This is a genomic window from Streptomyces monticola (assembly GCF_042665355.1).
Taxonomy (GTDB): domain Bacteria; phylum Actinomycetota; class Actinomycetes; order Streptomycetales; family Streptomycetaceae; genus Streptomyces; species Streptomyces monticola.
In genome coordinates this window covers 132,862-145,280 of sequence record NZ_JBHTCF010000020.1, presented here as the reverse complement: position 1 = coordinate 145,280, position 12,419 = coordinate 132,862, and the positions used below count along the sequence as shown (strand labels likewise).

Below are 12,419 nucleotides of genomic sequence, written 5' to 3'. Positions count from 1 at the left end.
AGGCTGCGAGGCCGCGAGGCTGTGGGGTCGGGGTGGGTGGGGGCGGACTCAGAGGCTGCGGGCGGTGATGTCGCCGTAGTCGGTGGTCGCGTGGATGTCGAGGCCGGCGCCTGCGCCTTCGGCGTTCTTGAGGGAGTTGCTGACCCGGCCGTAGCTGGTGCCGGCGTCAAGGGATGCGGAGACTCCGGCGGCGGCGCCGACCGACACGTCGCCCATCTGCGTGCGCAGCACGACCGTGCCGTGCACGGCCTCGTTGATCCGGATGTCGCCCTTGGAGGTCCTGATCTCCGCGGGGCCGCCGAGGCGGCCGACCTCGACGTCACCGGCGACGGCGGTGAGGTGGACACTCGCGGCCTCATCGATCTTGATCGAGTCGTACGCGCCCTCGAAGGCGACATCACCGAGCCGTCCGACGGCCCGGAACTCGGCAGCGGCCGCCTTCCCTTCGACGCGGGAGTCGACGGGCAGCTGGACGGTCACCTCGACGGAACCGGTGTTGCCGAGGAGCCGGTTCTTCGCCGGTGCGGCCTCGACCCGCAGGACGCCGTCGCCGTAGCTGACCGTGGTCTCCTCCGCGGCCTTCACGTCGCGGCCCTTCGAGGGGTTCGCGGGCCGGACCTCGACCGCGGTGTCGGTCCGGTCGGCGGCGATGAACTGCACCCGCCCGGCGGGGATGTTGACGACGGCGGAGACGGCGGCGGGGGTGTCGAACTTCTGCATGGTGTGCTCCTTGGACGCGTGAGTGGCGGAGGCGTTCTCGGTGCTTGCCCCCGTGTTTCTGATGAGAGAAACGCTACGTTGCATTCAAGGGTCGGGCAACAGCCTCGTTGCACATGAAAGGCGTAACTGCAGGCCAGAGCAGGCAAATTGTTGCAATGATTTTGAGGCCTAACGCAACAACCCTCACTCAGTGCGTTGCAATGAAATGAGGGTGAACGCTATACTGGCCGCACCACGGACCACGAAGGAGACCGCGATGCCCGGAGGCAGGCTCACCCAGCAGGAACGCCAGCAGATCGCGCTGGGACTGGCCGACGGCCTCGCCTACGCAGAGATCGCCAGACGCCTCGAGCGTCCGACCTCGACCATCACGCGCGAGGTCACGCGTAACGGCGGCCCCACCTCCTACCGCGCCGACCTCGCCCACCGCGCCACCGAGCACCGCGCCCACCGCCGCAGGCGGACCGCGCCGCGCGGTGCGGAGGCGCCCCCGCAGGCGCACGGCCGCGACGCCGAGGCGGTGCGGGAGTACGAGGAGATGTTCACCACCGTCCTCATGCAGTCGGGCATGCCCAACAAGATGACGGCCCGGGTCCTGGTCTGCCTCTACACCACCGACGCCGGCAGCCTCACGGCGTCCGAACTCGTCCAGCGCCTCCAGGTCAGCCCGGCGTCCATCTCCAAAGCGGTCGCGTTCCTCGACGGCCAGGGCCTCATCAGCCGGGAACGCGACGCGGGCCGCCGCGAGCGCTACTCCGTCGACAACGACGTCTGGTACCAGTCGATGATGGCCAGCGCCCGCAGCACCGCCCAGCTCGGCGAGACCGCGCGGCAGGGTGTCGGCGTGCTCGGCGCCGGCACCGCGGCCGCCACCCGCCTCGAAAACGTCGCCCGCTTCGTCGACTTCGTCTCCGAGAGCATCGCCCGCGCCGCGGACCAGGCCCGGGAAGTCCTCCACACGAAACCCGAAACGCCCTCGGAGGACCCGGCTTGACGGTCCATCAGAGTCCCGTCAGGCGACGGCCCCCAGTACCGACGCCAGAGTCAGCAGCGCGATCCCGGCGATGACACAGTCGACGGCGACCCGGATGAGCTGGAACTTCCGGGCGGCCAGAGCGGCCATGAACCGCAGATGCTCCACCTGGTAACCGGTGCTCAGCCGTTGCCGCAGCTCGTCGTCCGCGAGCCGGGGCCAGCTCGTCCAGCCGGAGCCGCCGAGGTGCGGACGGATCGCGAGCAGCAGGACGACCGTCGCTGCGAGCAGCGCGAAGGCGCCGAGCCAGCCGGCGACGGCGGCGGCCACCGGCAGCGCGACATCGGCCGCCGTCGCCGTCGTGACGAGTACGACGAGCGCGGCCCCGGTCAGGGCGAGCAGCAGACTCGCCTTCGTCTCCGTACGGGCCAAGTCCCCTTGCAGGGACGCCACGGTGGCGGCGATACGCGCCTGGTCGCGCTCGCTTTGGGGATCTGGCGTGGTGGCGGTCATCGCCCCAGTGTCGGTGCTGATCCACCACGACCGGAAGGCGAACGGCCGGTCAGGCAGGGGCAATTGGGCGCAGGTCGTGCGACTGTGACCTGTATCACGCTTGTGGCCGGGGTGCGACCGATGAGATTGATCCGGCACGGCGGTCTGCATGGCCGTAACCCGCGGCTGAGAGCTGCTGAGAACTGCTGAGAAGCTCTGACAACCTTCGAGAACAAGGAGCGAACCCCATGCGCATCGTGGTCAGTGAATTCATGAGCCTGGACGGCGTCGTGCAGGCACCGGGCGGACCGGATGAGGACACCGACGGCGGCTTCGCGCACGGCGGCTGGACCCACCCCTTCTTCGACGAGGAGGTGGTGGGCGGCGCTTTCGACGCCGCGATCGCCGGAGCCGACGCGCTGCTGTTCGGGCGCAGGACCTGGCAGGTGATGGCGGCGGCATGGCCGGAGCGCAGCGGCGACCCGTTCTCCGACAAGATCAATTCCATGCCCAAGTACGTCGTTTCCGACACCCTGGGCGACGACAAGCTGACCTGGGACACCACGCTCATCCCCGGCGGCGAGGCCGTGGCCCGGATCCGGGAACTGCGCGCGGCCGAGGGCGGCGACCTCCTCGTCATGGGCAGCTCCACCCTCGTGCGCACCCTGCTGAGCGAGGACCTGGTCGACGAACTCCGGCTCCTGGTCTCGCCGGTGATCCTCGGCGGCGGCAAGTCGCTCTTCCCGTACGACGGTGGCCTGCGCACCTTTGAACTCGCCTCCGCGACCACCAACAGCGCAGGCGTGAACGTCTGCGTCTACCGCCGTGCCGCGCAGAAGTAGACCAGGAAGCAAGCAGCCATAGCGGGGGCCGCAGCCAGGGAAGGGAAGCACCCGATGGGGCAGTACGCACAACTCGGCGCCGTGAAGACCTGGTACGAGGAGCACGGCGAGGGCGAACCGCTGGTGCTGATGCACGGCGGCCTGGTGGACGCCCGGTTCTTCGAACCGAACCTCGGGCCGCTCGCGGAACACTTCCACGTCTACACACCGGAGCGCCGCGGCCACGGCCACACTCCCGACGTCGAGGGCCCCATCACGTACCAGCTGATGGCCGACGACACGATCGCCTTCCTGGAGACGGTGGTCCGCGAACCCGCGGACCTGGTCGGCCACAGCGACGGCGCGTTCACCGCCATGCTCGTCGCCATGCAGCGCCCCGAACTGGTCAAGCGCCTCGTCCTGATCAGCGGCGGCTTCAACAAGTCCGGCTCGGCGGAACCGGCGGACGCCGAGTGGAACGTGGACGAGATCGCCCAGTTCCTGGGCCCTGCCTACGGAGAGGTGTCCCCCGACGGCGAGGAGCACTTCAAGGTCGTCGCGACGAAGATCGGCGAAATGGCGGCACGCGAACCCGCCCTGGATGCAGCCGAGTTGAACGCGATCACCGCCCGCACGCTCGTCATGTTCGCCGACGACGACCTGGTGACCCTGGCCCACATGACGGAGATGTACCAGGCCATCCCCGAAGCCGAACTCGCCGTCGTCCCCGGCACGTCCCACTTCCTCACCCAGGAAAAGCCACACCTGGTCAACCACCTGATCCTCGACTTCCTCACCCAGGCCCCGGTCCAGACGGTCGCCCCGATCCGCCGGGCTCCCGCGTCCTGAAGGGCTGTCCGCGAACTCCGCGCCCTCCTGGCCGAACCGGTCGCGCCAGCGACCCGAGCGACCGAAGCGACTCTGATGGCCGGTTGGCCCGAGGTGCGCGGAGGAGGTGGGGTCAGTTCATGGTGCGGGATCGGCAGCGGGTGCACAGGCCGCCCGTGGTGGGGGAGTTGCGGCCGCAGGGGGTGTCGTTCCAGCCGGGGCAGGGGGTGGGTGCCTCAGGGCGGAGGGTGGGTGCCTCGTTCGTGGCGGGCCGGGGAGTGCGTGGCCGGGCGCCGGCGCCGTGCCGGTGATCCTCGCGTCGCTCCTCGCAGCGGGGGCAGGGGCGGCCGGTGTCGATGCCGGTGCCGTCCTCGCAGCGCGGGTCGGGGCATTCGCCGTCCTGGAGCAGGGCTATGGCGACGCCGACCGGGCTTGTGAGGCCCTCGCCGTCGGCGGCGGCCGCGAACCCCCAGGCGTACCAGCGGCGTTCGGCGCGCTCGGCCAGCTGCCGCCAGGTGCGCTGGGCCAGGGCGCCGGTCATGGCGTCGCGCAGCGGTCGCGGGCGCCGGGCGGGCAGCAGGGCCCGTAGCTCCGGGGGCAGGGACGCTTCGATGCTGCGGAGGTCGTCGCGCTGGGCCCGGGTCGGACGGTCGGTGGGCGCCGTGGCGCCTTCGGACGCGGCAACGCCGCTCCTGCGCACGGGCGTTGGTGGCGCGGGTGCCCTGCGGGCGTCAGCGGCGCTGCGCGCCGACGGCGCCTCTCTGGGTTGCTGTGGGTGTGGTTGCCGTGTGTGTAGTTGATGTTGGTTTTGTTGTGCGGTGCCTCTTGAGGCACCGTCGGCGGTTCGCGTCAGGGCACTGTCCGACGTGCCCTGCAGGGCACCACCGGGAGATCCCGCGTGGGCACCGCCGGTGGTGCCCGAAAAGGCACCACCAGGGTGACCTGCGGAATCCGCGTCCCGCGGGCCCGGAGCGCTGCTCCTCGCCGAGCGCACATCGGGATGCGCGGCGTAGAACTGGCCGAGGGAGAGCAGCCCTTCGTACCCCGCGGGCGGGTTGAAGCGGACGTGGTAGCGGTTGCGGCGGCGCATTCCGCCGGCGTAGCGGACCTCCTCTATCCGGATCGCACCGAGTTCCTGCAGCTCGGCCCAGTAGCGGGCCGCCTTGCGGTAGTCCTTCAGGCCGAGGACACGGGCGATGGCCGTGCCCTTGGGCCAGGCGATGCGCTTGCCGGGCGTGCGGCTGTTGATGTGTTCGGCCAGGAACGCGTACAGGCGGTAGGCCTGGGCGGTGCAGCCGGACAGCAGGACCCACACCGGGACTTGGGTGTAGTACGTGGGCCAGTCCTCGGGGATCAGGTCGTCCAAGGTGTCCTCGTCGGATCCGGCCCCGGTCATGGTCTTGCCTCCCCCGTGCCTGTGCGGGGGCGCGGCCGTCCGGCCTCGTGCCTGAGTGTCATGTGCGGTCCCTTGCTGTGCGGGCCGCGAGCGAAGGCGGTCGGCGGATGCCGCAACGCCGCACTCATCGCTTAGACTTGGCGACGAGCGTGGCTCGTTCCGCGCGCATGCTCGCGACTCTGGTTCCCGTGCCTGGGTGGAGTCGTGGTACCGATCGAATGGCCGCTCCTGTTCCCGCAGGGCGGCCATTCGGCTTGTGCGGAGCGTCTGTGGCCCTATGGCGCCGACGCGGAGCGCCTAACTGGTGTCGGCGCCGCCGGCGTTCAGGCGCGCAGTGCATAGAAGAGCAGATCGCGCGCCTCGACCCAGCGCTTGGTGAGATCCGACCGGTGGTTGAGCCGCGCGGCGATGTGCTGAGTGCCGAAGAACGTGGAGACCAGGGTGTGCGCGGCCGCCGAGGGGGAGACTCCCGCGCGCAGTTCGCCTGCTTCCTCCGCCTCCGTCAGGAGCTGTTCGAGCAGGCTGATCCAGCCGACGTAGGGCTCGGGCAACACGCCCTCCGGCAGCGGCTGTTCCATCTGCAGACGCGCACCGCCCTGCACGACCACGTCGTCCCTGAAGGTCGTCGCGGTCTGGTCGAGCAGCTCCACCAGGGTGTCCATCGGGCCGAGCCCCTTGGCCTGTACGGCCTCCAGGAGCACCGGCCAGCGGTTGTAGTGGGCCTCGACGACCGCGATGGTGAGCGCTTCCTTGGTGGGGTAGTGGAAGTACACCGCGCCCTTGGTCATGCCGACATGGTCGGCGACGTTCTTCACGGACGTACCCGCGTAGCCGTTGCGGTCGAAGAGCTCGGCCGCGGCGTCCAGGATCTGCAGGCGGGTCTGGACCGCCCGCTCCTGCTGCAGTTCGGGGCCGCGTCCCACCCCGGGTCCGGCGCTCCCCTTGTGCTCGGGTGCCGGGAACGAGGCCCGGCTCTTCTTCTCTGTCACGTTGCACTCGCCTTCATGGTGTTCGCCCCCCTGACATCCCCTTGACGTCCCCCTTTGCCGTTCAGGCGCGGCTGCCCCATGCCACCCACGTGCTAAACGACCATTGCAATATACCTTCCCGTAGGTATATTTTCGAGCCGCCGGGCAGCCGGGCCTCAAGGGGAGAGACGAGGACCGGGCGCAACGGCTCCGTTGTCCAGGGAGGGGATACCCATGTACGACACCGACATAGCGCCCGATAACGAACTCGCCGGGCACTGTGCCGATGCCCATGTTTCGCGCACTCTGGTTCACAAGGCCGCCGACCGCGAGGTGCTGCTGTCCGCGGCACACCCGCTGGCCGACGACCGGTTCGCGGTCTGGGTGCGCTGGCCGCACGACCACCTTCTGCACGGCCGCTCCGCCGACGGAGCGAGAGACTCCCTGATCGTCGTGGAGACGATGCGACAGGCCGGCATCTATCTGTCGCACCGGTTCCACGACGTACCCATGGACCACGCGTTCGTCCTGCACAGCTTTGACTTCCACCTCAGCGAGCCGATCCGCGACCTCGGCAACGGCGCCGACGTCGTCCTCGACATCACCGTGCAGCGCGAGCCGGGCAAGCCGAACCGCTTCCGGCTGACCTCCGACGCGGACATCCTGGTCGGCGGCCGCTCCGTGGGCCGGGCCGCGATGCGCTGGGACGCGCTCGCGCCCCGGCAGTACGCCGTCATCCGCCACCGCGGCGCGGGGGTCGCCACGCTCGCCGACTTCACGGAGCCGCCCGCCGCGCCGCAGCCGCTGGCACCGGCCGCCGTGGGGCGCGACCGCGATGACGCCGTACTCATCGCCGACTGCCCACAGGATTCCGGGGGCTGGCGCCTTCTGCTCGACACCGGGCACCCGGCGCTCTTCGACCACGCCAGCGACCACGTGCCCGGCATGGTGATCGTCGAGGCCTTCCGGCAGGCCGTTCTCGTACGAGCCGCGCAGGGTGCTGCCGTGAGTGCCGCCGAGGACGCCGCCGCGCGTGTCACCGAGGGCGCCTCCGGGGCGGCCTGGGGTGTGCGCGTCATGAACACGGAGTTCCTCATGTTCGGTGAACTGGACCAGCCCGTCACCATCTTCGCGGAGCCCACCGGGCCCGACGCCTTCCTGGTCAGCGCCCAGCAGGGCGAGCGCGTCCTGGCCAGGGCCCGGGTGGCCGGCGGCACGACCTCGCCGCTCGCGGCCCTGACGGCCGGGATGGAGGCTGCCGCATGCTGAGTGACCTCGAACGGACCCTGGAGACCGCCCGGCAGGACAGGACGCTGCTCGACGAGTCCTGCCGGCTGACCGACCGGCTCGCCGACTCCCTGGTCGCCGACGGCTTCACCCGGCACTTCGTGCCCGAGCGCTGGGGCGGCTGCGCCGGTACGTTCACCGCGCTCCTGGACGCGGTCTCCGTCCTCGCCGAGACCTGCGCGTCCACCGCCTGGTGCGCCGCGCTCTACGCCGCGCACGGGCGGCTCGCCTCCTATCTCCCCGAAGCGGGCCAGCAGGAACTGTGGGGCAGTAGCCCCGACGTCTGCGTCGCCGCCTCCGTCGTACCGCCGCAGGGCAACGCCGAACACACCGCCGATGGCTGGCGGTTGACCGGCAAGTGGACCATGGCCAGCGGCGTCGACCAGGCCGATTGGGTGCTGCTCGCGGCCTGGGCGCCGGTGGTCGAGGCCGCCGAGAGGGCCGACAGCGGTCCCGGTGGGGGTGCCGGAGGCTCCGGTGCCGACGGCCCGGCCCGCGAGCACCGCATCTTCGCCGTACGGCGCTCGGACGTGAAGGTGCTCGACACCTGGCACCCCGTGGGCCTGCGCGGCACCGGGAGCAACACCGTCGGGGCCGATGTCCTCGTCCCCGAGCACCTCACCTTCACCCTGCGCGACCTGGGCCGCGTCCAGACGCACGCGGCCCGCTGCCACACCGTGCCGTTCCCGCTGGTGGCCTCCCTGATCTTCGCGGCGCCGGTGCTCGGGGCCGCCGAGGGCGCGCTGCGCACCTGGTGGAGCCAGCAGTCCGAGCGGATCAGGCCGGACGGCAGCACCGCCGCCCAACAGCCCGCGCAGCAACAGGTACTGGCCAGGACCTCGGCCCATATCCAGGCCGCGAGGCTGCTGATGGAGCGGGCCGCGCGCCGGGCCGACCACGCACCGGTCACCCCCGTCCTCGTCGCGGAGAACCAGCGTGACGTGGCCGTGGCCGTCGAGCTCTGCGGCACAGCGGCCGACGAGCTGTTCCAGGCCGCCGGGGTACGCGCACTAGACGAGGGCGACCCGCTGCAGCGCGCCTGGCGCGACATCACCGTGGCCCGCACGCACGGCACCCTCAACTTCAATACGGCGGCGGCCAGTTACGCGGGCGCCACGCTCGCCGCGCGGGCCCTGAGCACGGGGGCGCAGCGGTGACCCGGCGGATCGCGTTCTTCGACGTCGACGAGACGCTGCTCGCCGGGAAGGGCATGCTCAGCTTCTGGCACTTCTGGTCGGCGCGGCTCGCCCTGTGCGGGAGCGTGCCGGCCACCCCGCGCTCCGCGGGCGCGGACCGCGAGACGCTGAACCGCGCGTACTTCACGCTCTTCGCCGGCGTCCCCCTCGTACAGCTGGAAAGCGCCGCACGCCAGTGGTACGAGGAGTATCGCGGCGGCCCGGACGCGTATCTGCCCGAGACCGTGAACGCCCTGCTGTGGCACCGGGCTTCGGGCCATGAGATCGCCCTGGTCACCGGCTCGGCGGAGGCACTGGTGCGGCCGCTCGCCGAGGACCTCGGCGCGCATCACATGCTCGCCACCGAGGTGCTCACGGACGCCGCCGGTGCGCTGACCGGCGAGGTCCGGCAGCCCATGATCGGCGCCGCCAAGCTGACGGCCGCGGCCGCCCTGATCCGGCGCCGGGGCGTACGGGCGCGGGACTGCTTCGCCTACGGGGACCACAGCAGCGATCTGCCGCTGCTGTCCGCGGTGGGCAACCCCGTGGCCGTGGGCGACGATCCGGTCCTCACCGCCCGAGCGGCGACGGAGGGCTGGCGGCTGATCGAGGCACGGACAGGACCGCACCCGGCCGGTGCGTCGGCCGGACCGCATCCGGCCGGTGGGCTGGTCAAACCGCATCCGGCCGGGGCTTTGGTGGCGCAGGCGAGTTGAGAGACATGGCCCTCATCGGCTTCTGGCCGGTGGGGGCCATACGGCCCGTTCAAAAAAATACCTTCGGGAGGGTATTTTGTTGTCATGGAGTTCTCACCGGACAGGAGAGACGGAGCGGATGCGAGACATCTCCGATGAGTCAGGAGCGGTCCGTACGGACCAGACGTCTGCTTCTGCACGCCGCAGCCGAGGAGTTCGCCGCGCGCGGCTACTCCGGTGCGCGTCTGAAGACCGTGGTGGACCGGATCGGCATGACCAAGGGCGCGCTGTACGGCCACTTCGCCTCGAAGGAGGACCTGGCCGAGGCCCTGGCCGACGAAGCCGCGTCCTGCTGGGAGGCCCTGCGCGCGGAGCAGGCGGCACAGCCCCTCGACTCGGTCGCGGAACTGCGGCTCCTGGCCGAGCGGTTGGCGCTCCTCATGGACGACGACCTGGTCTTCCGGGCCGCCGTCCGGCTCGCGTCGGACGGCTTGTGCGGCTCCGGGAAACGGGACCTGGTCACCCTGATCTCCGCGCACTTCACCGAACTGGTGCGGCGGGCACAGCGGGAGGCCGGGCTCGCGGTGGCGTTCCCGGCGGCCGCCTTCGCCGACCTGGTCACGACCGCGATCTTCGCCGGGGCACAGTCGGGCGCGCCCTCGGGCACGAAGGCGGGTGCGAAGGCGGGCGCGGGTCCCGGCATCGGCAGCCGCACCCGACTCAACGGGCTCTGGGAGCTCCTCGGTTCGGGCGGCTGACGCGGACCCCGCGCAGCGAAAGGCCTCATCGATCCGTCAGGGAAAGGCAGCGGACGACATGAGTACACCGACCATCGGGCCCCAGGCCCTGCGGCTCTTCGAGTACGCCTCGGCGCGCAGCAACTGGACGGTGCGCAGCGCCTGCGAGCAACTCGACACCACCGTCGACGAGATCGAGCAGGCACGCCGTGAACTGATCGGGCTCGGCCTGCTCATCGAGTCGCCGGACGGTGACACGGCCGGCAGCGGGCAGTCCGCCAAGGCGACCGCGCCCGAGGCCGCCCTGCTGCGTCTGCTCACCGCCGAAGAAGAGGCCGCGTCACGCCTGACCGACCAGATCCGTCGCACCCGCGAGCAGATCGACGCGATGCGCGAGGTGTTCCTGCCGCTGCACACCGCGCGCTCCAGCGGCCTGAGCGGTGAAGTGGTCACCTGCCCCGAGAAGATCGCGCGCGTCCTGAGCGACACCGCCGACATCGCGACCTCGGAGATCCTCAGCATGCACCCCGGCCCCGTGATGGCGCCCGAGGCGCTCGCCCAGGGGCTGCGGCGCGATCTGCAGGTCCTGGAGCGCGGAGTGACGATGCGTAGCATCCACCTGCGGCCGATGACCCGGATCATCCACTCGATGACGCATCTGCAGGAGCTGCGGGCCGGCGGCGCACAGGTGCGGATCGCCAATATCGTGCCGTTCCGCTTCATCCTCGTCGACCGGGTACAGGCCCTGGTGCCCGCCCTGCACACCAACTCCTCCAACGCCATGATGGTGCTGCGCGGCGAGGCGGTCACCGCGCTGCTCGTCAAGGTCTTCGAGATGTGCTGGGCCTCGGCGGCCCCCCTCGAGGCGGCCGAGACCGGCCAGGAGTCCGGGCTCAGCTCCCAGCAGCTGTGGGTGCTGCGGCTGATGTCCACCGGCCGTAAGGACGAGGCCATCGCGCGTGAACTCGGCGTGTCCGTAAGGACATTGCGCCGGGTCATGGCGGATCTGATGGCACGGCTCGGGGTGGAGAGCAGGTTCCAGGCGGGGATCACGGCGGCGAAGATGGGGCTGCTGGACTGAGAGCTTCGGGCCTGTCCGGGGTTCGTGCCTGCCCAGGTTTCGTGCCTGACGGCTCCGCCCGGCCGGGTGTCCGGTTGCGGCCACGCCGCAGGGGGCCGCACCGCCGGCCTGGTGACTCCGTGTGCCGCGCGTCACGATGGTGCCCCGGCAAACGGCAGTGAGTCTGGAGCCCTCGTGTTCGACCCCGCATTCCTCAAGTCCCTTACGGGGACACCGATGCGGGTCCGGTGTGCCGTCCTGCCGGTCGCTCCGCCGCACGGCAAGGCCGCCGACGGCGGGCGTCCCTGGGCCGTGCTGCGCGTGACTCTGCGCAACGCCGGCAGCGCCGGGCGGGGCGAGGCGACGCTCCTGCCCACCCTCGACGAGCACGCCCCCGCTGTCGTACGCGCCCAACTCGGCGGCGCCCGCGCCCGCCTGGAGCGGATGATCAGCCCCGTCGACCTGGCGGGACTGCTGCCGCCCGGACCGCTGCGCAGCGCACTCGACGCCGCCCTGTGGGACCTGCTCGCCAAGCGCAGCGGACAGCGCGCCTGGGAGCTCCTCGGCGTACCGCCACCACGCCCCGTGCCCGCCGTCCTCACCCTGCCGCTGACCGAACACCCGGGTCTTGAGGTGGAGTTGAAGGAGAGCGACACCTTCGGGGCGCTCAAGTTGAAGCTCGGCGCGGGCGACATCGAGGACGATCTGGCCCGGCTCGACACGGTGCGCAGGCACCGGCCCGACGCCTGGCTGATGGCCGACGCGGACGGGTCCTGGGACGCGGACCGGCTGCACACGATGCTGCCGGTGCTGCAGGCGCACGGGGTGCGGCTGCTCGAACAGCCGCTGCCCGAAGGGGAGTCGGGGGCGCTCGTGGCGCTGCGCCGGCCGTTCCCGATCATCGCCGATCTGGCGTACGGGGAGAGCGGCGACATCGGACGACTGGTGTCGCGCTACGACGGCATCAACCTCAAGCCGGACGCCGTGGGCGGTCTCACCGCGGCCCTGGACATCATGCGGCAGGCGGACCAGCGCGGTCTGTCGGTGCTGCTCGGCGCACCTCCGGCGACCCCACGGTCCTGGGCGGCCGCGCTGCATGTCGCGGCGGGCGCGGACCAGGTGAACTTCTCGCAGTGGCTGCGGATTCCCGGCGACCCGGCGGCCGAACAGGTCATGGCGGCCCAACACAAGGACGCGGACGGGGTGTTGGCCCCGCCCGCTCCGTCCCTGTGGGGGTAGGCGCCCGCCGTCCGGCGCGCGCCCGCCC

At 71.2% G+C, this 12,419-nt stretch carries 13 protein-coding genes; 9 read left to right on the top strand and 4 right to left on the bottom strand.

The genetic code is table 11. The features are described from left to right. Positions 1–48: 48 nt before the first annotated feature. On the bottom strand, positions 49–720 hold the full coding sequence (locus tag ACFQVC_RS34620; RefSeq protein WP_381838150.1) for a DUF4097 family beta strand repeat-containing protein: 672 nt from the start codon (positions 718–720) through the stop codon (positions 49–51). 256 nt (positions 721–976) lie between these two features. Between ACFQVC_RS34620 and ACFQVC_RS34615 the strand changes: the two genes are divergently transcribed. Beyond that, complete coding sequence (locus ACFQVC_RS34615) at positions 977–1,714, top strand: GbsR/MarR family transcriptional regulator (protein WP_381838148.1); 738 nt, start codon at positions 977–979, stop codon at positions 1,712–1,714. Positions 1,715–1,732: 18 nt separating this feature from the next. On the opposite strand, the gene ACFQVC_RS34610 is transcribed toward ACFQVC_RS34615, so the two are convergent. Further along, positions 1,733–2,206 (bottom strand): Pycsar system effector family protein, encoded by a 474-nt coding sequence (locus ACFQVC_RS34610; protein WP_381838146.1) that lies wholly within the window; start codon positions 2,204–2,206, stop codon positions 1,733–1,735. 227 nt (positions 2,207–2,433) lie between these two features. Here ACFQVC_RS34610 and ACFQVC_RS34605 point away from each other — a divergent pair, with 227 nt between their 5' ends. Then, positions 2,434–3,027 carry a dihydrofolate reductase family protein gene (locus ACFQVC_RS34605; protein WP_381838144.1) on the top strand — a complete coding sequence of 198 codons (594 nt, stop codon included), beginning with the start codon at positions 2,434–2,436 and terminating at the stop codon, positions 3,025–3,027. 54 nt (positions 3,028–3,081) lie between these two features. Continuing rightward, entirely contained in the window at positions 3,082–3,855 is a 774-nt protein-coding gene (locus tag ACFQVC_RS34600; RefSeq protein WP_381838142.1) for an alpha/beta fold hydrolase, read from the top strand. 112 nt (positions 3,856–3,967) lie between these two features. Here ACFQVC_RS34600 and ACFQVC_RS34595 read toward each other — a convergent pair whose 3' ends face one another. Both ACFQVC_RS34595 and ACFQVC_RS34590 read right to left on the bottom strand, forming a co-directional pair. Beyond that, positions 3,968–5,230: a hypothetical protein gene (locus ACFQVC_RS34595; protein WP_381838141.1), complete on the bottom strand. Its 1,263-nt coding sequence runs from the start codon at positions 5,228–5,230 to the stop codon at positions 3,968–3,970. A gap of 323 nt (positions 5,231–5,553) precedes the next feature. Further along, positions 5,554–6,219 (bottom strand): ScbR family autoregulator-binding transcription factor, encoded by a 666-nt coding sequence (locus tag ACFQVC_RS34590; RefSeq protein WP_381838140.1) that lies wholly within the window; start codon positions 6,217–6,219, stop codon positions 5,554–5,556. A gap of 213 nt (positions 6,220–6,432) precedes the next feature. Between ACFQVC_RS34590 and ACFQVC_RS34585 the strand changes: the two genes are divergently transcribed. The 6 genes from ACFQVC_RS34585 (at position 6,433) to ACFQVC_RS34560 (ending at position 12,391) form a co-directional block, all read left to right on the top strand. Then, the gene (locus ACFQVC_RS34585; protein ID WP_381838138.1) at positions 6,433–7,467 is read left to right on the top strand and encodes a ScbA/BarX family gamma-butyrolactone biosynthesis protein; all 1,035 of its coding nucleotides are present in this window, start codon (positions 6,433–6,435) and stop codon (positions 7,465–7,467) included. After that, positions 7,461–8,642, top strand: a complete 1,182-nt coding sequence (locus ACFQVC_RS34580; RefSeq protein WP_381838136.1) for an acyl-CoA dehydrogenase family protein — start codon at positions 7,461–7,463, stop codon at positions 8,640–8,642. Before ACFQVC_RS34585 ends, ACFQVC_RS34580 begins: the two co-directional genes overlap by 7 nt. Beyond that, positions 8,639–9,376: an HAD family hydrolase gene (locus ACFQVC_RS34575; RefSeq protein WP_381838135.1), complete on the top strand. Its 738-nt coding sequence runs from the start codon at positions 8,639–8,641 to the stop codon at positions 9,374–9,376. Before ACFQVC_RS34580 ends, ACFQVC_RS34575 begins: the two co-directional genes overlap by 4 nt. A 134-nt stretch (positions 9,377–9,510) precedes the next feature. Then, positions 9,511–10,113, top strand: a complete 603-nt coding sequence (locus tag ACFQVC_RS34570) for a TetR family transcriptional regulator (RefSeq protein WP_381838133.1) — start codon at positions 9,511–9,513, stop codon at positions 10,111–10,113. Positions 10,114–10,171: 58 nt separating this feature from the next. Continuing rightward, positions 10,172–11,173 (top strand): helix-turn-helix transcriptional regulator, encoded by a 1,002-nt coding sequence (locus ACFQVC_RS34565; protein ID WP_381838131.1) that lies wholly within the window; start codon positions 10,172–10,174, stop codon positions 11,171–11,173. Between the two features lie 174 nt (positions 11,174–11,347). Beyond that, positions 11,348–12,391 carry an enolase C-terminal domain-like protein gene (locus ACFQVC_RS34560; protein WP_381838129.1) on the top strand — a complete coding sequence of 348 codons (1,044 nt, stop codon included), beginning with the start codon at positions 11,348–11,350 and terminating at the stop codon, positions 12,389–12,391. Positions 12,392–12,419 lie beyond the last annotated feature (28 nt).